At 71.2% G+C, this 20,990-nt stretch carries 18 protein-coding genes; 10 read left to right on the top strand and 8 right to left on the bottom strand.

The window, feature by feature from the left end; all coding sequences use genetic code 11:
- Positions 1–16: 16 nt before the first annotated feature.
- Positions 17–682 carry a response regulator transcription factor gene (locus EV374_RS21255; protein ID WP_132238012.1) on the bottom strand — a complete coding sequence of 222 codons (666 nt, stop codon included), beginning with the start codon at positions 680–682 and terminating at the stop codon, positions 17–19.
- A 306-nt stretch (positions 683–988) separates the two neighbouring features.
- On the opposite strand from EV374_RS21255, the gene glgX reads away from it, so the two are divergent.
- From glgX to treZ, 3 genes are read left to right on the top strand one after another with little or no spacing between them, the layout of a single operon-like run.
- A complete protein-coding gene (gene glgX, locus EV374_RS21250; protein ID WP_132238010.1) occupies positions 989–3,106 on the top strand; it encodes a glycogen debranching protein GlgX in 2,118 nt (705 codons plus the stop codon).
- Position 3,107: 1 nt separating this feature from the next.
- Positions 3,108–5,429, top strand: a complete 2,322-nt coding sequence (treY, locus tag EV374_RS21245) for a malto-oligosyltrehalose synthase (protein ID WP_132238008.1) — start codon at positions 3,108–3,110, stop codon at positions 5,427–5,429.
- On the top strand, positions 5,426–7,159 hold the full coding sequence (gene treZ / locus EV374_RS21240) for a malto-oligosyltrehalose trehalohydrolase (RefSeq protein WP_132238006.1): 1,734 nt from the start codon (positions 5,426–5,428) through the stop codon (positions 7,157–7,159). The genes treY and treZ overlap by 4 nt, the downstream gene beginning before the upstream one ends.
- A 79-nt stretch (positions 7,160–7,238) precedes the next feature.
- Here treZ and EV374_RS21235 read toward each other — a convergent pair whose 3' ends face one another.
- The gene (locus EV374_RS21235) at positions 7,239–8,114 is read right to left on the bottom strand and encodes an alpha/beta fold hydrolase (protein ID WP_486485882.1); all 876 of its coding nucleotides are present in this window, start codon (positions 8,112–8,114) and stop codon (positions 7,239–7,241) included.
- Between the two features lie 100 nt (positions 8,115–8,214).
- Between EV374_RS21235 and EV374_RS21230 the strand changes: the two genes are divergently transcribed.
- The gene (locus EV374_RS21230; RefSeq protein WP_132238004.1) at positions 8,215–8,766 is read left to right on the top strand and encodes a YciI family protein; all 552 of its coding nucleotides are present in this window, start codon (positions 8,215–8,217) and stop codon (positions 8,764–8,766) included.
- 82 nt (positions 8,767–8,848) lie between these two features.
- Here EV374_RS21230 and EV374_RS21225 read toward each other — a convergent pair whose 3' ends face one another.
- Together EV374_RS21225 and EV374_RS21220 are read right to left on the bottom strand one after the other, a co-directional pair.
- On the bottom strand, positions 8,849–10,645 hold the full coding sequence (locus tag EV374_RS21225; protein WP_132238002.1) for a caspase, EACC1-associated type: 1,797 nt from the start codon (positions 10,643–10,645) through the stop codon (positions 8,849–8,851).
- Position 10,646: 1 nt separating this feature from the next.
- Positions 10,647–11,006 carry an effector-associated constant component EACC1 gene (locus EV374_RS21220; RefSeq protein ID WP_132238000.1) on the bottom strand — a complete coding sequence of 120 codons (360 nt, stop codon included), beginning with the start codon at positions 11,004–11,006 and terminating at the stop codon, positions 10,647–10,649.
- Between the two features lie 351 nt (positions 11,007–11,357).
- On the opposite strand from EV374_RS21220, the gene EV374_RS21215 reads away from it, so the two are divergent.
- The 3 genes from EV374_RS21215 to EV374_RS21210 all read left to right on the top strand — a co-directional run bounded on the left by EV374_RS21215 (position 11,358) and on the right by EV374_RS21210 (position 13,965).
- Positions 11,358–12,548 (top strand): helix-turn-helix domain-containing protein, encoded by a 1,191-nt coding sequence (locus tag EV374_RS21215; RefSeq protein ID WP_132237998.1) that lies wholly within the window; start codon positions 11,358–11,360, stop codon positions 12,546–12,548.
- 120 nt (positions 12,549–12,668) lie between these two features.
- On the top strand, positions 12,669–12,836 hold the full coding sequence (locus tag EV374_RS32695) for a hypothetical protein (RefSeq protein WP_165947857.1): 168 nt from the start codon (positions 12,669–12,671) through the stop codon (positions 12,834–12,836).
- The gene (locus tag EV374_RS21210; protein WP_132237996.1) at positions 12,823–13,965 is read left to right on the top strand and encodes a helix-turn-helix domain-containing protein; all 1,143 of its coding nucleotides are present in this window, start codon (positions 12,823–12,825) and stop codon (positions 13,963–13,965) included. The genes EV374_RS32695 and EV374_RS21210 overlap by 14 nt, the downstream gene beginning before the upstream one ends.
- A gap of 40 nt (positions 13,966–14,005) precedes the next feature.
- Here the strand turns inward: EV374_RS21210 and EV374_RS21205 are convergent, their stop codons facing one another.
- From EV374_RS21205 to EV374_RS21195, 3 genes are all read right to left on the bottom strand, one after another.
- On the bottom strand, positions 14,006–14,488 hold the full coding sequence (locus EV374_RS21205) for a cation:proton antiporter regulatory subunit (RefSeq protein WP_132237994.1): 483 nt from the start codon (positions 14,486–14,488) through the stop codon (positions 14,006–14,008).
- Positions 14,489–14,737: 249 nt separating this feature from the next.
- Positions 14,738–15,412 carry a cytidylate kinase family protein gene (locus EV374_RS21200; protein ID WP_132237992.1) on the bottom strand — a complete coding sequence of 225 codons (675 nt, stop codon included), beginning with the start codon at positions 15,410–15,412 and terminating at the stop codon, positions 14,738–14,740.
- 136 nt (positions 15,413–15,548) lie between these two features.
- A complete protein-coding gene (locus tag EV374_RS21195; protein WP_132238126.1) occupies positions 15,549–16,748 on the bottom strand; it encodes an MFS transporter in 1,200 nt (399 codons plus the stop codon).
- A 54-nt stretch (positions 16,749–16,802) separates the two neighbouring features.
- Here EV374_RS21195 and EV374_RS21190 point away from each other — a divergent pair, with 54 nt between their 5' ends.
- Positions 16,803–17,558, top strand: a complete 756-nt coding sequence (locus EV374_RS21190; RefSeq protein ID WP_132237990.1) for an AraC family transcriptional regulator — start codon at positions 16,803–16,805, stop codon at positions 17,556–17,558.
- A gap of 341 nt (positions 17,559–17,899) precedes the next feature.
- Entirely contained in the window at positions 17,900–18,874 is a 975-nt protein-coding gene (locus EV374_RS21185; RefSeq protein ID WP_486485883.1) for a trypsin-like serine peptidase, read from the top strand.
- A gap of 93 nt (positions 18,875–18,967) precedes the next feature.
- Here EV374_RS21185 and EV374_RS32690 read toward each other — a convergent pair whose 3' ends face one another.
- Entirely contained in the window at positions 18,968–19,813 is an 846-nt protein-coding gene (locus tag EV374_RS32690; RefSeq protein WP_165947856.1) for a CHAP domain-containing protein, read from the bottom strand.
- 214 nt (positions 19,814–20,027) lie between these two features.
- Here EV374_RS32690 and EV374_RS21175 point away from each other — a divergent pair, with 214 nt between their 5' ends.
- Positions 20,028–20,981, top strand: coding sequence for an SRPBCC family protein (locus tag EV374_RS21175; RefSeq protein WP_486485881.1), 954 nt, complete (start codon positions 20,028–20,030; stop codon positions 20,979–20,981).
- Positions 20,982–20,990: the final 9 nt, after the last annotated feature.

The raw sequence follows: 20,990 nt of genomic DNA, 5'->3' as shown, positions 1-20,990 counted from the left end.
ACGTCACCGAGGGTCCTCACCCGGCGCGCAGCCGGTAGCCGACGCCGCGCACCGTCTCGACCAGGCCGGCGTCGTCGAGCTTGCCCCGCAGGGCCGCGACGTGCACGTCGAGGTTGTGCCGGGTGCCCCAGGTGGTCTGCCAGACGTCCAGCTGCAACCGGTCCCGGGGCACCACCGTGCCGGCCTGCCGGGCGAGCGCCACCAGCAGGTCGAACTCCTTGCGGGCGAGGTTGACCTCCCGGTCGCCCACCCAGACCTGCCGGGCGTGCACGTCGATGCGCAGCCTGCCGGCCCGCAACTCGCCCGTGCTGCGGGCGCCCCGGGTGCTGCGTGCGGTGCGCCGCATGACCGCCTCGATGCGGGCCTGCAACTCCACCATCGAGAACGGCTTGACGACGTAGTCGTCGGCGCCGGCGCGCAGGCCGGCCACCCGGTCGTACTCCTCGGCGCGGGCGCTGACCGCGATGATCGCGACGTCCTCGTCGACCTGCCGCAGCCGCCGGCAGACCTCCAGGCCGTCCCGGTCCGGCAGGTTGAGGTCCAGCAGGACCAGGTCGACGGCGTCGGCCCGGATCGCCTCGGCGGCCGTCAGCGCCGACACCACCTCGTGTCCCCGACGGCGCAGCGCCTTGGCGAGGGCAGACGCCACGCGTAGGTCGTCTTCGACCAGGAGCACCCGCACGCACACCCCCCGGACCTCGTCCCCCGCCGGATCCTGCGAGTCTGTCCGATGATCATCGACTTGACCAGTGCGGACACAAGATGGTGACCGCAAGCATGATCCGTTCCGGACCGACAGCGGGGCCACGGTGACCGGGGGCGTCGAAACGTCCACCCGCTACCAGTCGGGTGCATTCCGGTCATCCTCCAATCGGGTGGATTGGCGGCGGAGCGCGTGGGGCAATACCCGCACGCGCGCCACCCGGCCCCGTCGTGTGGTGCGCTCATGGTGCGGTGCGCGCTCATGATCTTGCGCAAAGGGAGCGACATGCAGGTCTGGCCGGGCGAGCGGTACCCCCTGGGGGCCACCTACGACGGGATGGGCACCAACTTCGCCATCTTCTCCGAGGTGGCCGAGCGGGTCGAGCTGTGCCTGTTCGACGAGTGGGACACCGGGGCCGAGCGGCGGGTCGAGCTGCGGGAGGTCGACGCGTACGTCTGGCACGCGTACATCCCCGGCATCGAGCCGGGGCAGCGCTACGGCTACCGCGTGCACGGCCCGTACGACCCGGCGAACGGGCTGCGCTGCAACCCGGCCAAGCTGCTGCTCGACCCGTACGCCAAGGCGATCGACGGCGACGTGCGGTGGGACCCGGCCGTCTACGACTACGAGCACGGCGACCCGGAGCGGATGAACACCACCGACTCGGCGCCGTTCATGCCCAAGTCGGTGGTGGTGAACCCGTACTTCGACTGGGGCAACGACTCCCCGCCCCGCATCCCGTACCACCACTCGGTGATCTACGAGGCGCACGTGCGCGGCCTGACGATGCGCCACCCGGACATCCCCGACGAGCTGCGCGGCACGTACGCCGGCCTGGCCTCCCCGCCGATGATCGAGTACCTGACGAAGCTCGGCGTGACCGCCGTCGAGCTGATGCCGGTGCACCAGTTCGTGCACGACCACCGGCTGACCGACCTGGGGCTGCGCAACTACTGGGGCTACAACACCATCGGCTTCTTCGCCCCGCACCACGGCTACTCGGCGCTCGGGCACCTCGGTCAGCAGGTGCAGGAGTTCCGGGGCATGGTCAAGGCGCTGCACGCCGCCGGCATCGAGGTCATCCTCGACGTGGTCTACAACCACACCGCCGAGGGCAACCACCTCGGCCCGACGCTGAGCTTCAAGGGCGTCGACAACGCCAGCTACTACCGGCTGAGCGAGGAGGACCGCCGCTACTACGTCGACTACACCGGCACCGGCAACAGCCTCAACGTACGCAGCCCCCACTCGCTCCAGCTGATCATGGACTCGCTGCGGTACTGGGTGACCGAGATGCACGTCGACGGGTTCCGCTTCGACCTCGCCGCCACCCTCGCCCGCGAGTTCTACGAGGTCGATCGCCTCTCCACCTTCTTCGAGGTGGTGCAGCAGGACCCCGTGGTCAGCCAGGTCAAGCTCATCGCCGAGCCCTGGGACGTCGGGCCGGGCGGCTACCAGGTGGGCAACTTCCCGCCGGTGTGGACCGAGTGGAACGGCAAGTACCGCGACACCGTGCGCGACTTCTGGCGCGGCGAGCCGGCCACCCTCGCCGAGTTCGCCTCCCGCATCTCCGGCTCCGCCGACCTCTACCAGGACGACGGGCGCCGCCCGTTCCACAGCATCAACTTCGTCACCTGCCATGACGGGTTCACGCTGCGCGACCTGGTGTCGTACAACGACAAGCACAACGAGGCCAACGGCGAGTCCAACCGTGACGGCGAGAGCCACAACCGGTCCTGGAACTGCGGCGTCGAGGGCGACACCGACGACGAGACGGTACGCGCCCTGCGGGCCCGGCAGCGGCGCAACTTCCTGGCCACCCTCGTGCTCTCCCAGGGCGTGCCGATGATCGGCCACGGCGACGAGCTGGGCCGCACCCAGCGCGGCAACAACAACGCCTACTGCCAGGACAGCGAGCTGGCCTGGGTCGACTGGGACGCCGCCGACACCGACCTGCTGGAGTTCACCCGCAAGCTGGTCGACTTCCGCCGCCGCCACCAGGTGTTCCGCCGGCGGCGCTTCTTCACCGGCCTGCCGGTGCGTTCCCGGCTGGTCGACGAGCCCCTGCCCGACCTGGCCTGGTACACCCCCGACGGGCGGGAGATGACCGGCGAGGACTGGGGTAACGACTTCGGCCGCTCGGTGGCGCTCTTCGTCAACGGCGAGGGCATCCGCGAACGCGGCCCGTACGGCCAGCGCCACGTGGACGCCTCCTTCCTGCTCTGCTTCAACGCCCACGACGCCTCGCTGGACTTCACCGTGCCCGGCCCCGAGTTCGGGCCGCGCTGGGAGGTGGTGATCAGCACCGCGGAACCGGAACCGGAGAAGACCACGGTCGTCGAGGCGGGCGGCACCCTCTGCGTGCCCGACCGGTGCGTGGTGGTGCTGGAGAGGAAGGCCTGACATGTCGAGCACCCCTCGACCCGACGCGCCCCGGGTGGGCGCCACCTACCGGGTGCAGGTCCGCCCCGGCTTCGACCTGGACGCCACCGCCGAGCTGGCCGGCTACCTGGCCGCCCTCGGCGTCACGCACCTCTACAGCGCGCCCCTGCTCACCGCCACCCCCGGCTCCGCGCACGGCTACGACGTGGTCGACCACCGCGCCGTCAACCCCGAGCTGGGCGGCGAGGCGGCCCGGCAGCGGCTGCTGCGGGCACTGCGCGCCGCCGGGCTCGGGATGGTCGTCGACATCGTGCCCAACCACGCCGGGGTGGCCGTGCCCGCCGCGAACCCCGCCTGGTGGGACGTGCTGCGCCGGGGCCGCGACTCGGCGTACGCCGGTTGGTTCGACGTCGACTGGGACCGGGGGCGGCTGCTGCTGCCGGTGCTCGCCGACTCCCCGGACGCCCTCGACGACCTCAAGCTCGCCGACGGGGAGCTGCGCTACCACGAGCACCGCTTCCCGATCGCCGACGGCACCGCAGACGGCAGCCCCCGCGAGGTGCACGACCGGCAGCACTACGAGCTGGTCTCCTGGCGGCGCGGCGACACCGAGCTGACGTACCGCCGGTTCTTCGCCGTCTCGGACCTGGCCGGGCTGCGGGTGGAGGACCCGGAGGTCTTCGCCGCCACCCACGAGCTGGTGCTGCGGTGGGCGGCGGCCGGCGAGGTCGACGGCATCCGCGTCGACCACCCGGACGGGCTGCGCGACCCCTCGGTCTACCTGGCCCGGCTGCGCGCCGCCGCGCCCGACGCGTGGCTGGTAGTGGAGAAGATCTTGGAGTACGGCGAGGAGCTGCCGGACTGGCCGGTGGAGGGCACCACCGGCTACGACGCCCTCGCCGCCGTCTGCGGGCTCTTCGTCGACCCCGACGCGGAGGGTGACTTCACCGCCCTGGACACCCACCTCGTCGGCCGGCACACCTCCTGGCAGGACCTCACCCACGACACCAAGCTCGCCGCGGCCACCCGCCTGCTGTCGGCCGAGCTGACCCGCCTCGCCGCGCTCGCCGACGACGTCGAGCCCGACGCCGCCCGCGCGGCGCTGGCCGAGCTGGCCGCCGCGTTCCCGGTCTACCGGGGCTACCCGCCGCACGGCGCCCGGCACCTGGCCGCCGCCCGCGCCGAGGCCGGCCGCCGCCGCCCCGACCTGACCGCCGTGCTGGACGCGCTCACCCGCCGGCTGCGCGACCCCGACGACGAGCTGGCGAAGCGCTTCCCGCAGCTCACCGGCGCGGTCATGGCCAAGGGCGTGGAGGACACCGCCTTCTACCGGTGGAGCCGCTTCGTCGCGCTCAACGAGGTCGGCGGCAGCCCCGCGCACTTCGGCGTGCCGCCGGCCGAGTTCCACCGCTTCGCCGCCGCCCGGCAGGTGCGCTGGCCGGCGAGCATGACCACCCTCTCCACCCACGACACCAAGCGCTCCGAGGACGTCCGGGCCCGCCTCGCCGTGCTCAGCGAGCTGCCGGGGCGCTGGGCCGACCTGGTCGCCCGGTGGACGGCCCGCGCGCCGCTGCCCGACCTGGCCTTCGCGCACCTGCTGTGGCAGACCGCCGTCGGCGCCTGGCCGATCGAACGGGAGCGGCTGCACGCGTACGTCGAGAAGGCCGCCCGGGAGGCGTCGGCGTCGACGAGCTGGGCCGACCCCGACCCGGTCTTCGAGCGGGCCATGCACGACGTGGTCGACGCGATGTACGACGACGCGCAGCTGCACGCCGAGCTGACCGCCTTCGCCGACGAGATCGCCCCCGTCGGCTGGTCCAACTCGCTCGGGCAGAAGCTGGTGCAGCTCGCCATGCCCGGGGTGCCCGACACCTACCAGGGCACCGAGCTGTGGGACAACTCGCTGGTCGACCCCGACAACCGCCGCCCGGTCGACTTCGCCGTACGCCGGGAGCTGCTGGCCCGCCTCGACGCCGGCCCGCCCCCGCCGGTGGACGCCGGCGGCGCCGCGAAACTGCTCGTGGTGTCGCGGACCCTGCGGCTGCGCCGCGACCGCCCGGAGCTGTTCACCGGCTACCGGCCGGTGCCGGCCCACGGGCGCGCCGGGCGGCACGCGCTCGCCTTCGACCGGGGCGGCGCCGTCGCCGTCGCCACCCGCCTGCCGCTCGGGCTGGCACGTGCCGGCGGCTGGGGCGACACGACCCTGTCACTTCCCGTTCACGAGATGACCGACCTGTTCACGGGCCGGTCCTACAGTGGCGGGCAGACCCCGCTGGCCGACCTGCTGGCCACCTACCCCGTCGCGCTGCTGGCTCCCACCACCGAGTCCGTGGAGGCTTCATGACCGAGTTCACGGTGTGGGCGCCGCAGGCCGCCCGCGTCCGGCTGCGCCTGCCGGGCGTCGCCGACCACGACATGCGTTCCGGCCCGGACGGCTGGTGGCGGGTCGAAGTGCCCGCCGCCGGGCCCGGCACCGACTACGCCTTCCTGCTCGACGACGACGAGCGGGCGCTGCCCGACCCCCGCTCGCCCTGGCAGCCGGAGGGCGTGCACGGGCCGAGCCGGCGCTACGACCACGCGGCGTTCGAGTGGACCGACCAGGCCTGGACCGGCCGGCAGCTGCCCGGCGCCGTCCTCTACGAGCTGCACGTCGGCACCTTCACCCCCGAGGGCACCTTCGACGCCGCCATCGGCCGCCTCGACCACCTCGTCGACCTCGGCGTCGACATGATCGAGCTGCTGCCCGTCAACGCCTTCAACGGCGAGCACAACTGGGGCTACGACGGGGTCTGCTGGTATGCCCCGCACCAGCCCTACGGCGGGCCGGACGGCCTGAAACGGCTGGTCGACGCCGCCCACGCCAAGGGCCTGGGGGTGATCCTCGACGTCGTCTACAACCATTTCGGGCCCTCCGGGGCCTACGCGCCGATGTTCGCGCCGTACCTCACCGAGCAGAGCAACACCTGGGGCCGCACCGTCAACCTCGACGGACCGCACTCCGACGGCGTGCGCCGCTACATCGTCGACAGCATCCTGATGTGGCTGCGCGACTACCACGTCGACGGCCTACGGCTCGACGCCGTGCACGCCATGCCCGACTCCCGCGCCACGCCCTGGCTGGAGGAGGTGGCGATTGAGGTCGAGACGCTCGCCACCCACCTCGGCCGGCCACTGTCGCTGATCGCCGAGTCCGACCTCAACGACCCCCGGCTGATCACGCCCCGGGAGGCCGGCGGCTTCGGCCTGCACGCCCAGTGGAACGACGACGCCCATCACGCCCTGCACACCCTGCTCACCGGCGAGCGGCAGGGCTACTACGGCGACTTCGGCTCGCTGGAGTGCCTCACCGACGTGCTCACCGGCGGGTTCTTCCACGCCGGCACCTGGTCCAGCTTCCGCAACCGCCACCACGGCCGGCCGGTGGACCGGCAGCGCACCCCCGGCCACCGCTTCGTCGCGTACCTGCAGAACCACGACCAGATCGGCAACCGGGCCACCGGCGACCGGATCTCCGCCACCCTCTCCCCGGGGCTGCTGCGCGTCGGCGCGACGCTGCTGTTCACGGCCCCGTTCACCCCGATGCTCTTCATGGGCGAGGAGTGGGCCGCCAGCACCCCGTGGCAGTTCTTCACCAGCCACCCCGAGCCGGAGCTGGCGACCGCCGTCGCCACCGGGCGCAAGCGGGAGTTCGCCGCGCACGGCTGGCCGGAGGGCGACGTGCCGGACCCGCAGGACCCGCAGACCTTCGTCCGCTCCCGGCTCGACTGGGCCGAGCTGGACAAACCCGAACACCGCGAGATGTACGAGTTCCACAAGCGGCTCATCGCGCTGCGCAAGAGCCGCCCCGACCTGTCCGACCCGAGGCTGCACGCCGTGGACGTACGCCCCGGCGACCAGTTCCTGGTGATGCGCCGGGGCGGGACCCTCGTGGCGGCGAACCTGGCCGCCAAGCCGCAACGGATCACGCTGCCGGGGGTGGCGCGCCGGGTGCTGCTCGCGACGGGGGAGGGGGTCACGGTGATGCGTGACCGCATCGAGCTGCCGGCGGAGACGGCGGCGATCGTGGCGCTCTGAGCGGCGCCCGTCGTCGCTTCGCCGCCGGCAGCGCGGTGGCGGCTGCCGGCGGCGAGCGGCCCGCCCCCGCCGTCGGCGGTCAGCCGGCGTCCAGCACCTCGCGCAGCCTGGCCGCGAACTCGGCGGGCTTGCCCGCGTAGCCGAACTCGCCGTCCATGAAGCCGCCGTGGTGACTCGGGAACACCACGGCCTCCTGGCCGAGCAGCGCCGCGGTGGCGACGGCCGTCCGCGCCGTGTAGGTCCCCGCCGTCTCCTCGCCGACCGCGATCACGATCCGGGTCGGCGCCGCCGTGAGCACCGCCACGTCGGGCCGGTAGTCGGTGACCGTCCCCGAGGCCCTCGACAGCAGCGGGTCGTCGCGGGAGCCGTCGTCCTCGGTCGGCAGGCCGAACGCCGCCGGGTCGGGCGCGGGCTGGGCGAAGTAGGCGTCGGTGAACTCGCCCTGCCAGGAGACCAACGCCATGAAGGCGGCCATGCCCGCACCCATGCCCTTCGCCTGGTACGCCTCGTGGACGGCGGCCTGGGCGCGCTCGGCCGCCGCGGCGTCGGGCAGCACGGTGGTGATCGGCGGCTCGTGCGCCACCAGCGTCGCCACGTCCCCGGGGTGGGACGCGACCAGCTCCAGCGCGGTCACCGCCCCGCCGCTGCTGGCGAACATGTCGACCGGGCCGGAGCCGAGCGTCCCGATCAGCAGGTGCAGGTCGGCCGCCTGCTGCTGCGGCGTGTGGTCCGACCGGCCGTCGCTGCGGACGCTGCGGCCGAGCCCGCGCGGGTCGTAGGTGACGACCGTCCGGTCGGTGAAGTGGGGCGCGAGCGCGTTGAAGCCCTCCGCCGTCATCGGTTGACCGATCATGAGCAGGGTGCGGTGCCCGTCGGAGGCCGACAGTGGACTGCGCACGTCGTAGACCAGGTCGACGCCGGGCGCGGCGAGGGTGTGGGTCTCCATCGTCGTCATGACGGGGAGCGTACGACCGACGGGTGACAGAACGGGCGCCACACGCGGGAAGCGGCACCTGCCCGCCCCGGTTTCCGGCACCGGCGTCAGGATCTGCGGTATGGAGTACTTCTGCTACCACCGCGACCGGCGCGACTCCCTGGCTCTACGCAAGGAGCTGCGCGAGGAGCACTGGTCCTACATGGACCGGTACGCGGAGCGGATGATCGCCCGTGGGCCGACGTTCGCCGCCGACGGGAAGACGCCGATCGGCAGCGTGCACATCGTCGACCTGCCCGATCCCGCCGCCGCCCGGGCGTTCGCCTTCGACGAGCCCAACTACCAGGCCGGCGCGTACCGGGACGTGCTGCTGCGCCGGTGGCACAACACGCTGGGGCGCACCATGTGGGACTTCCCGGGCGGCCGGACGGGTGGTGACCGGTACCTGGTGCTCGGCCTCGGGGCGGGGGAGGCCGCCGACCTGGACGTGAGCGCGGACCGCGACGAGCTGATCGCGTACGGGCCGCTGCTGTCGGACGACGGTGTCAGGTGGCTGGGCACGGCGGCGCTGGTCAGGGCGGAGGACCCGGATGGGGCATGTGCCGTGCTGAGCCCGGACCGGTACGCCGAGATCGAGGTCCACAACTGGGCGTTCGGCGGACGCCCGTCATGAATCCATCGGGGCAGCCCTGCTCGACGGCAGTACCAGCTGGAGTTGACCGATACCGCGCCAGCGGCGCGTGCCGGTAGCCGAGCTAATCGTGCTCCCCGCTGGGGAGCTGCGGATGCGGCAGGCCGCTGACCCGGCACAGCTTGATGGCCTGCCGGGGGAATTCGGCCAGAACGTTCCGCAGCAGAGATGCCGTCAGTTCCGGTTCCTCGTCGACGAGGCACCGCAGGGCTGGCCGGAGCCGCTTCATGCCCAGTGTGGTGTGAGAGGCCAGGTAAAGGACGGCCATTCGATGGTCTTGGCGCGCCAGCCTGGCAAGCCACATCGCGTAGTGGTGGCCGCTGCCCGACGCCTGCACGCCTTTAAGAACCTGATTCAGGCCGATATTGGAGAATTTGTATACGCGTTGCCAGTAGTCGCCCATCGTCAGGACGCCATAGCCACCTGCGGCCCGCGCTCGTTCCCACCACGACGCCTCCTCCGCAGCGGTGCTGGTGGGAATACTGACGCCCTCCCACCACTCGGCCATGGGATGCCCAGGAGGGTAGGTCGTCACGTCGACAGGGGAGGGGCGAAAGGTGGTGAAGCCGCCCCCCGCCCGCATGGTCGCCCACCGTTCGCGAGCCCACTGACCGCTAGCCTTCGGCCCCACGACTCCTGCATACACCCAGCCCTCGCGTCGGTAGTCCGGTCCGAGCTGGATCATCGCCTGAGCGGCCAGTGCACGCTCCTGCAGCGTCGGTTCGTCCGGGTCGGGCAACCCCTTTGCGATGGGACGGAGGATGGTTGCGGCCTCCCGCAGGTAGGCGGGACCAAGCGTTCCGAGCCTGACGGCGATGGAGATCCGGCCCGTCCGGCCGGTGATTGCGCCGTTGCCTAGTTGTCGACGCCAATAGTCGGCAGCCTCCTCCGCGAAGCGGCTTTCCATGCCGACCAATGCGTCGGTGGCCGCCCGGCGGTCCTCCTCCCCGAGTTGGTAATCGGTGAGGATGTAGTGCGCGGCTTCGGCGACGTACGGCACGCCCAACTGGATGAGCCGCTCGGCAGTCGTTCGCCGTGCCCCCGAACTCAGCGTCCGGTCCACCAGATGCTGGTAACGCTGGCGCAGTTCGTCGTCGTCCGGCATCTCCAGGACTGTCTCGCCGGGGCGGTACGCGTGATTGGGGCAGAGGCCGAAGTCGCTGACCACATCGGTTCCGGCGGCGCGGGGGCGCTCGGGCAGGCGCTCGCGTAGCGTCCGGTAAATTGCGTCGAGTGTCAGCATCGGCCCGGCCAACGGAGTGCCCTGCCGCAGTACGTTGATCAGCTCGCCGGTAAATGCGGTGTGGACCGCACCTTCCGGCGCCTGGGCGGGACGGTCCGCAGCGGCGGCGGTCAGCGTGTACATCCCTGTCGTCTCGATCTGGCCCGCAGCCACGGTCGCGGCGTCCGCCATCATCTCCCCGCCTAGCGCCCGGCCGCTGAAACAGCTGTCGATGAGGACGACAATCGTGCCAGCCGGACTATCCGCGATAGCCCGGCGCAACCAGGCGAAGGACAGGCTGTCAAAGTGCGCTTCACGTTGGGTGGAACGTCTCAAACCCAGGTACAGCTCGTTCCGTTCGTCCAGCAAACCGTGGCCGGCATAGTAGACCAGCAGTAGATCCTCGGCGGATCGCGCGACCTCTGCCACTTTCCGGGCCAACTCCGTGGCATGGACCGGCTCTGGTATCAAAGTCAGGTGTGCGGCCGGGAGACCGAGGGTGTCCGGATCCGTTAGCGCTGCGGCGAGATCCGTCAGATTGCTCGCAACCGCTGGCAGGTCGGGCAGTGTGGTGTCGGCCTCGTAGGTGCTGGTGCCTATGAGTACAGCACGTGATCTGGCAGGATCAGCGCGCCTCATGTCACGGCTCGACGTGCGGAGCTGACGCAGTGAGTTCCTTGAGCACGCGTGCCGTCTCCTCGGGGTCGACCGATCGCATGGTGACCCTGGTCCCGTTCAACTCGATCACAACGACAACTTCTTTCCCGTCCACCTCGCGGGCTTTGCGGGGGCGGAGCCATGCACCGATCGACACGACCAACGCCGCCAAGGTGAAGCCGGCGTTCAGTGAGAGCTCGATCCACTGCTGTGCGGAGCCCATTTGACCGGGTTGGGCAGGCGCGCTACCCAACGTAGGGCGCCCAAACCGGCGTATCTCGTCATGCCGGCGCAGAAGATCCAGGAGCGAACCCGGCGGCGCCCCCTGGGTCATCACGCGCATCTGCGCTCGCCTCCCTGCATCACTCGGGGACCCTCACCGTGCCACAGGACCAGTCTTCACGGGAGTCGGTTATTTGACGAATGCGGCGAAGCGCACCCCTCCCGGCAGTACACGTCTTGCAACACTTGCTCCGCCGGCCAGCAACTGTCGTTCCGGTACGAGCCGACCGCCTGCCGCCTATCAATCGCCCGGCAGAGCTGACAGTGTCGCCGATCGGCAAGGCGGATGTGGCCACAGTTGCTCAGGTCAATAGCAGCTCTGCGGCTGAAGCAGGTGTACCGTCCAACTGCGGCCTCCTTCGCCAGGTCAGCGGCCGTTGTCTCAACCCTCTACCTGGGGAGTGGCGAAGCAATGACCCAAAAGGCTGATACCGTCGGTGCGAGGATCCGGTACTGGCGGATGCGCCGAGGCGGAATGACCCAAGCAGTCCTCGCCGGCCTTGCCGGCGTCAGCCAGTCCTACGTATCCCAGGTCGAGTCGGGTCGAAAGACCATTGACCGGCGCTCCACGCTGGTTGCGTTCGCCGCCGCTCTTCAAATTACGGTGGCCGATCTGCTCGGGCAGGGCACCGAGCCTGGCGATCCTGCCCGCGACGGTGCCGCCGAATGTGTACCGGCGATCTGGTCCGCCCTGATCGAGATCGAGGACGGCGAGCGCCGACCGCCGACCTGCACGAGGGAGCAGCTTGCCGCTGAGATAGCCCGCAGCGATCAACTCCGCAACAGCTGCAACTATCCGGCTATGGCCCGTCTGCTCCCCGGCCTGCTGTTGGAGGCCGCGGCTGCCGGAGGTGTCGTGCTTGCCCAAGTGGCCTACCAGGCATCGACCTGCCTCCGGCATCTCGGATACCGGCATCTAGCCCTCAACGCAGCCCGGGTCGCCGTGTCGGCCGCGGAGGACGTAGGAGACCCAGCATGGACCGGGGCAGCCCGGTTCGCCTACGTGCAGAGTCTGCCGATCGAGTCCGCACCGCTTGCCGCGAGAGCGGCGGATCGTTCACTGACGGAACTCCAAGTCCACGCCGCCGACGTCCGCGTCCGGCAGATGCTGGGTCAGCTTCATCTCTCGGCCGCGTTGACCTCCACGGTGAGTGGTCGTCCGGATGTCGCCCGCGATCACCTGACCGAGGCGGGGCGGGAGGCTGGGAGCCTCGGGGATCCGTCCGACGGGGCCGGCTTCAACGGCTGCTGTTTCGGACCGACAAACGTGGGGCTCTGGGAGATGTCCATCGCGGCGGAGCAGGGTGAGGCCGGCCGCGTGATCGAGCTTTCCCGGCGAGTGCGGCCACGAATTCTGGTGGCGTCGACTCGCCAACTGTCCTACTGGCTCGACCTCGGCCGAGCGTATGCGGACAGCGGTCGCCGGGATGCGGAGGCGCTTGCGGCGTTTGTGCAGGCAGAGCGGGCTGCGCCGGTGCCGTTCGTGCTGAACCCCCTCGCTCGGGACGCAGTGGTCGCGCTGTCGCAGCGGGCGAAGCGTCGGGCTGTGCCTGACGAACTGCGGTCACTTGCCAGCCGCATGGGCATCAACCTGGCCGCATAACTGGCGGTAATTGCCCCATCACTGACCCGCCCTAGTGTCCGTTCTGAGGGGCGACCGCCTCTCTGGGTTCGGGCACGGCGTTGAGGTGTCGCCGCTGTGCCCTGCGCCAGCGGAGGCAGAGTGGACGATCAGGGAATCGGTTCGGCGAGCCGGGGCGAGCAGGTCGAGGCCGCCGAGCGGGAGGCGGCCAAGCAGCGCCTCCTGGATCAGGCCGAGGCGGAGCGCGTACCGGTGGAGGAGACCACCCGGGCGGTACCGGACCGGCGGTGGCGGCGTGACCAGCGCTGACGAGCCGATCGGTCGCCGCGTCGCCCGCTGGCGGGCGCGGCGGCGGATGACGCAGCAGATGTTCGCCGACCGGCTCGGCAGGTCGAAGAGCTGGGTCGACAAGACCGAGCGTGGCGTACGGCCGCTGGACCGCTACCCGGTTATCCAGGAGATCGCCCGCGTGCTGCGGGTCGACCCGCTGGTGCTGCTCGGCGAGCATCGCCCGCCGCCGGTCGCAGCCGGCCCGGGGGACGGGGTGGACGGCATCCGGGCCGCCCTCGCCCGCTACGACGAGCACCGGACGACGGCGTCCGTGGTGGAGACGGGCCGGCACGTCGCGCACGCCTGGCTGACCTACCAGCACGCGCACTACGCCCAGGTGGTGCGGCTGCTGCCGAGGCTGCTGCCCGCCGCCCAGGGCGTACGGGGGCGGGAGCCGGGGCTGCTGGTGCAGGCGTACCGGATCACCTCGGCGGTGCTCGTGAAGCTTGGCGAGGCCGACCTGGGGTGGCTGGCTGCCGACCGGGCGGTGGCCGTGGCGGGTGGCGATGCGACGCTGGCGGGGGCGGCGACCGTGGCGGTCGGACAGGCGCTGCGCGCGTTGGGCCGGGACCGGCTGGCGCTGGTGGCGACGCTGGCCGCCGCGCGTCGCGTCGCGTCCGCGTCGGAGGCGGTGCACGGGACCCTGCTGATCCAGGCCGCGCTGGCCGCCGCCGGCTGCGGCGACGCGCACCGCAGCGAGGAACTGATCGGACGGGCCGCCGAGCTGGCGGCGCGGGTCGCCGGTGACGACCCGCACCGGACCGGCTTCGGGCCGGGCGTCGTCGAGGCGGCCCGGGTGGTCGCGGCTCTGGAGCGGGGGGACGCCGGGGAGGCGGTGCGCCGGCACGAGCAGGCGGTACGGCAGGAGGCGTGGCGGCGGCTGCCGGCCGAGTATCGGGCCGCCTACCTGGTGGACGCCGCGCGGGCGTACCTCCAGGTCGGCGACCTGCCCGGGGCGGGGCGGGCGCTCGTCGACGCGGACGGTGTCGCGCCCGCCGAGGTCCGGTGCCGGCCGCTGGCGCGTACGGTCGTCGCCGAGGTCGCCCGGGCCCACCCGGCGCCGGCCGGCGTGGCGCGCCTGGCGACGCTGGTGGGCCTGACCCGCTGATCCGGTGCCGCGCCGGGGTGCGCGGCGGGCGACCGGTGGGTCAGCCGTTGGTGAGGAGTTCGCGGATCGCGACGAGGCTGGCGCCGTCGCCGACGGCCACCAGCGAGTCACCGGCCTGGAGGGTGAAGTCGGGACCCGGCGACGGGATCACGTGACCGTCGCGGACCACCGCGACGATCGACGCGCCGGTGCGGGTCCGCGCGCGCGTGTCGCCGAGCTCGCGCCCGAGGTACGGCGACCGGGCGGGGATCGGCATGCGTACGGTCTCGACGCCCTCCAGGGGCGGGACCAGCTCCGTCAGGTTGTCCATGACCAGCGGAAGGCCGAGCAGGTCGGCGATCGTCCGCGACTCCGTGCTCTCCAGCGTCAACGTGTGCTGGGCGGTCTCGGGGTCGGCGGGGTCGTAGAGCACGATGTCGCGCCGGCCGTCGAAGTGCACGATCACCGCGCCCCGCTGGCCCGTCCCCGTGACGAACGCGTACGACTCTCCGACGCCGAACAGCCGGGTCCTCTCCAGGTCCACGTTTCCGCCTTCCGAGGCCGACCGCCGCGGTCGAGCACCCTGCCGCCCAGACTAGTACCCCCGTCGGGATCATGACGACGGCTCGGTGGGGGCCTGTGCAGGGCCCGCCTCCGGTGCCGGCACCGGAGCCGGCGACGTGCTCGGCCACCCGGGGGCGTCAGGTGTTGCCCGGGCGGCGGGCGATCAGGCGCGCGTGGGTGCACGGTCGCCCCGCCGGCGTCCTCGCCTGCTTCGTCCAATCGAGTGCGGTCAACGTGTTCGAGTCTCCCAGAGCGGCTCCCGGGGCTCGTCGTTGTGCACGACGATGTCGGCGCGATCGGTCGGGCGGACCGTGGCGAAGTAGAGCTGTTGGGCGGGAATGTAACGCTCGCGCCAGCGCCGTTCGATCTCAGCTCGGGATGACAATCGGTGCTCTCGGATCAGGGCACGATCCACGGTCTTCTCAAGCGCGGTCGACAGGAGGACGCGCAGGTCCCACCTGTCGATCAGCTCCGGCCGCATGAGGAAGACGCCGTCGAAGACCAGCACGGCGTCGGCGGCAGCAGTGGTGACCGGCGGGGACAGCGCGGTATCCGCGGTGCGGTCGTAGACCGCGTGTCGGAAGCGTCGATCCCCGCCCGGGCCGAGCGGATCGAGCAGGACCCGGTTCAGCGCGTCGTAGTCGTGAGCGTCGAAGTAGCAGCCTTCGGCCGAGTACTCGCCGCGTGGATAGCGCTGTGCCCGGGGGAAGAGGAAATCGTCGATCGTCGCGCGGATGACGTCGCGGCCCTGGTCGCGCAGGATGGTGGCCAGCTCGTCGGCGAGGGTGGTCTTGCCGGCGGCGGGAGGCCCGTCGATGGCGACCCGCGTCGGGTGTGCGACGGTGACGGACCCGACTGCCTCAGCCAGGCGGCCGAGCACCTCGTTGCGGGTGCCTTGGTCCATGTGTTGTCCCGTCCTGCCCTCGCGAAGGTCGCCGGTCGAGCCGACCTTATGCGCGTCAGACCTTTCGCGCCCGCCCCTTCCCGGGCGAGCGAGATTGCCGCGTACGAAAGTGCTTCGGGCTCGGGCTCGGGCTCGGTCAGTCGACGGAGGCCGGGGAGAGACCTGCGGGCTCTGCGGGCCGCCCGTCGCGATCGAACGTGGGAGCCCCAGGGTCTCGCAGGGTGCGGAACATCAGCCAGCTCAGGACCGGCATGACGATCAACGGTGTCAGGGCGGTCCGTAGTGACGTCGCATCCGCCAAGGCCCCGACGGGGAAGCTGGCTAGCCCGCCGATGCTCACCGTCAGGCCCAGCGTGATCCCGCTGGCGGTGCCGACCCGGGTGGGCAGGTAGTCCTGCCCGAGGGTGATCTGCAACGAGAAGGGCACATAGAGGCCGACGGAGGCCAGCGCCACGAACAGGTAGATCGCCGGTCCCGGCACCCACACCACACCAGTGATCGCGATGGCGGTAACCGCGTAGGACCAGCGGGCCACCGCCACCCGGCCCCACCGATGTGCGGCGTTGCCACCCAGCACCGAGCCGACCACGCCGCCGAGGTAGAGCACGAACAGAGCGGCCGTGCCCGCCACCGCGCTGCCGTTCATGCGCTGCTGGGCGTACAGGGAGATGAATGTGCTCAGGCCCACGAAGGCGATCGAGCGGAACACCACCGCGAGGGTCAGCCGCAGGAACGAGGCGGTGTCATCGCGCCCGACGGGTGCCGGTTTCCCGCCCACGGCGCTGTTGCGCCGGGCCAGGGCACGCAGCACGGGCATCGCCATCGCGGTTCCGGCGAGGGCTGGCACGACCATCAACGGCGTCCAGCTCAGCCCGCCGAGGGCCGCGACGCCTGCGACCATCAGCGGGGCCAGGGCGAAACCGACGCTGCCGCCGGTGGAGAAGTACGCCATGGCGGCGTGGCTGCCCTCGCTGGCTTCCCGAGCGATGCGTGCGGACTCGGGATGGTAAGCGGCAACCCCGATACCGGAGAGCGCCACGAACAGCAGGGTGAGGGTGTACTCGCCGCTCAGTCCGCTCACCGCGATGCCAGCCCCACCCAGCAGGGTGCTGGCGGGTAGCAGCCACGGTATGGCCCAGCGGTCGGTGAGCGCGCCGAAGAGCGGTTGGACGACCGAGGACAGCAGCGACGCGGCAAGGACGATGCCGGATACTGCCGCGTAGGTGTAGGCGCGTTCCGCGACGAACAGCGGCACCAGCGCCGCGACGGCCCCCTGGTAGATGTCGACACAGGCGTGACTGACGGCGAGCAACGTGATCGAGGTTTTCCTTCGCACCATGCGAGGGTGGCAATACACCCCCCTGTCTGGCTTCCGATAACCTGACAGACAATGACGGAAATCCGCCACAATCCCGTGGCTCCCACTCGCGCCCAGTGGCTCGCGCCCGGGGGCGAGATCGACGCGCACCGCCACGACGACCACCAGATCGTCTATGCCGCCCGCGGCGTTCTGGCCGTCACGACCGACAAGGGTTCGTGGATCACCCCGGGCACCCGGGCCATCTGGGTGCCGGCCGGCACCGTGCACGCCCACCGCGCCTACGGCGAACTCGAGCTTCACCTGGTGGGGCTGCCCGCCACGGACAACCCGCTCGATCTGGAAACCCCGACCGTGCTCGCCGTGGGCCCGCTGCTGCGCGAGCTGATCATCGCCTACACCCGCACGCCCGGCGAACATGGGTCGGAGCGCGACCGACTGCGCGCTGTGTTGCTCGATCAGCTACGCGCCGCTCCTCAGCAGCCGCTGCACGTTCCCGCACCCACCGAGCCCCTGCTGCGCACCGTATGTGCCTTCCTGCATGCCGACCCGGGCGACAAGCGCACGCTCGCCGACCTCGGCCGTGCGGTCGGTGCCAGCGACCGCACCCTGTCCCGGCTTTTCCGCCGGGACCTCGGCATGACCTTTCCGCAGTGGCGCACCCAGCTGCGCCTGCATCACGCCCTGGTCCTGTTGGCCAACGGCTCGCCGGTGACGGCGGTGGCACATCGGTGCGGCTGGTCGTCGACCAGCGCCTTCATCGACGTGTTCCGCCGCGCCTTCGGTCATACCCCGGGCACCCACCCGGCCAGATGTGCTGCCGACTGAACCTTGAACTCCAGTCGTGATCCCGAACGGTGGCTGACGCACTGACGGGATTCAATCGCAATTCCCGTATGTCGACAGCGGCGGACGTGCTCAAATCGAGAGTACGGATTCGCGGCGATGGGATTTGCGCGTCCACGTCGAGGATTCTGCTCCAGGTGCGACATTTGTCGGCCGCTGGCTGCGGTCCTTTTCGGTCACCGAAAAGTCAATGTCAACTACCTGTCATTCCATTACGTTGCGATCAAAGCTCTTCGATCGATACGTTTCGCTGGTCCGAATTGGAGCACCCAAAAAGGGGGCAACTGTTGAGATCAACCCTACGCTGGTCCGCATCGGCCAGCATGGCGCTCGCGCTGGTGCTGACCGCTCCGGCGGTGGCCCAGGCGAAGCCGACCCCGGTCGGGAGCAACGGCAACACCACCACCGTCGCCCGCACCAGTGACGGTCGCGCGATCACCAACGAGAAGATCGCCGAGGAGGTCACCAGCTTCTGGACGCCGGAGCGGATGGCGAGTGCCGTCGACCTCGACATCGCGAGGTCGCCGAAGGCCACCGAGTCGACGAGCCGGGCGCCGAAGCCCGACGGGCCGGCGGGCTCGGTCGCGCCGGTGCGACCGAGCGCCGCCACCGGTGCCGACGTCGGCATCCAGCTCAACGAGTCGGCGGTCGTCGGCAAGGTCTACTTCACCACCCCCAACGGCGGCGGCGCCTCGTGCTCGGCGAGCGCGGTGGCCAGCGGCAAGGCGCGACTGGTCATGACCGCCGGGCACTGCGTGCACCAGGGCGCCGGCGGGCAGTGGTACAGCAACTGGCAGTTCGTGCCGCGCTACCGCGACGGCGCGCGGCCGTTCGGCACGTTCGTGGCGTACCAGCTGGCGGCCCGCACCGCGTGGATCAACAGCAGCAGCTACGACGAGGACATGGCCATCGCCATCATGCACAACGGTGGTAACTGGGGCCTGAAGGTCGTCGAGACGGTCGGCGGCCATGGCATGCGCTGGAACTGGGGCTACAACATCTCCCTGATGACCGCGCTGGGCTACCCGTCCAACCTCGGCGGCGGCGAGAGCCAGTACTTCTGCCAGAGCGGCACCTGGCACGCCGGCAGCCAGCAGATCCGGATGTGGTGCAACATGACCTACGGCTCCAGCGGCGGTCCCTGGCTCCAGGAATACAACGACCAGAATGGTCTCGGGTTCATCAACAGCGTCGTGAGTCACGGCGACAACCCGGGCAACGGTCAGTTCGACGGTCCGTACTTCGACGACGACATCAAGAGCCTCTACGACTTCGCGGAGGGTCTCTCCCCGGCGTAAGGGCACGTGGTGAGCAGAGCCCCGGCCGGGTGGCCGGGGCTCTGCGCGCGGTGCTCCGTCAACGGCGGAGAAGTTCCCGTCCGAGGCCCGGGGTCACTTGAAGCGGATGAACTTCGAGAACTGGTTGTTGGCGGTGCCCACCGACACCGTCCGGTGGCTGTACCGGTCGGCGGACACGTAGTTGTATTCGTCGATCTCGAAGGTGCCGTTGGCGTTCACCCTGGTCACGAACGCTACGTGACCGTAGGTGCCGCCCAGGCGTACCGCGACGTCACCGGCCTTCGGGCTGTTGTACACCGGCACGCCGGCGCGTCCGGCGGCGGCGACCCACTCCTTGGCGTTGCCCCACCGCGCCTGGCCCTTGTACTGGTTGTGGAAGGCGACGCCGACCCGGCTGCGCACCGCCCAGGCCGCGAAGCTGGTGCACTGCCCCTTGTAGAAGTTCCAGGGATCGATGCCCGAGGTCTGACCCTTGTAGGGGTAGTCGTCCTTGGCCGGGTAGCTGGCGCCGGCCGAGATCAACTGGTGGGAGGCGTTGTTGTTCTTCAGCGTGGTGCTGAGGTTCTTCTTCGCCCCGGGCGCGAAGTCCTGGTACGCGTGGGAACCGTTGTAGCCGGTGTTGTAGTAGACGCGCACCGTCTTGCCGGTGCGGTTCCACGCCGAGGCGGCGTTGTTCTTGATGCACTGGCCCTTGCCGCTGCCGGCGCCCTTGAACTCGTAGCAGCCCGGCTGGGCGGTGCCGTAGTCGGCCAGCGAGCCGGTGTGATCGGAGATCGAGCCCGCGTGGTTGCTGTTGTAGTAGTAACAGAACTCGCCGGTGTTGCATGCTCCGTCGCGGGACGCGGCCTGCGCGGGCGCGGCGACCGCCAGGACGCCGAGAGTCGCGCTGAGCACGCTCGCGCTGAGGGCACCGAGGACGCGAACGGTGACCGTGGGCATGATCACTTCCCTCCTGGGGGTGGGTGATGGAGGACCCACGCTACAAGGCATAGATCATCCGCCATACCCCTCAATCGCGGGCGCGTGGATGGCCCGGGGGTCTGTCGAGATTCGGGGTTCATCGGGCGATTCGCGGGCATAGCGTCAGGCGTGGCGGCTTCCCGCCGCCGGCCCACCCCGGGGGCGGGTCAGGACGATCTGACGGTGGTGCGACGTGGACGAGACCGATCCGATGATGCTGGACCAGCGGGGACGACGCGGCCAGGGCGCCGGGCTGCCCCGGTTGCTGGGCGCGGTCAGCCTCGCCCTCGGTGCCGGCAGCCTGCTCGCCCCGCGCGCGGTGGCCCGGCTGACCGGGGTGGACGACTCGCCCGCCGCCCGCGCGGTCGTCACCGCCGTGGGCGCCCGCGAGCTGGCCCACGCGGCCGGCCTGCTCGCCGGCCGCAGCCCGGCCGGTTGGGCGTGGACCCGGGTGGCCGGCGACGCGCTGGACCTCACCCTGCTCGGACGGGCCTGGGCGGACCGGTGCGGCGAGCGGCGTCGGCGGGTCGGCCTCACCACCGCCGCCGTCGCCGGCATCGCCGCCGTCGACCTGATCGCCGCCGTACGCGCCGGACGGGCCCGGGCCGCGCACCGGCGGGTGATCGACATGGAGGTCGCGGTCACCGTCAACCGTTCCCCGGCCGAGGCGTACCGCTTCTGGCGGGACCTGGAGAACCTGCCCCGGTTCATGTCCCACCTGGAGTCGGTACGCGCCGACGACCTGCGCCGCTCGCACTGGACCGCGCACGGCCCGGCCGGCCGCCGGATCGAGTGGGACGCCGAGATCGTCGACGACCAGCCGAACCGGTCGCTCGCCTGGCGGTCGCTGCCCGGCACACGTGTGCCCAACGCGGGCCGGGTCCGGTTCGTGCCCGCGCCGGGCGATCGCGGCACCGAGGTCCGGGTGCGGCTGCGCTACGCCCCGCCGGCCGGCGCGCTGGGCCGGGCCGTGGCGAAGCTCTTCGGCGAGGAACCCGAGCAGCAGGTACGCGACGACCTCCGCCGGTTCAAGCAGGTGGTGGAGACCGGCGAGGTGGTCCGCTCCGAGGGCAGCCCCGACGGCATCTCCGTACGCCAGCAGGTCATGCAACGCCCCGCCCAGCCGCTGCCCATCGCCCGCCGCTGACCGCCCGCC

The organism is Micromonospora sp. CNZ303, from assembly GCF_004345505.1.
Note: the sequence above shows the minus strand (reverse complement) of the source record. Positions and strands in the feature narration are given on the sequence as shown.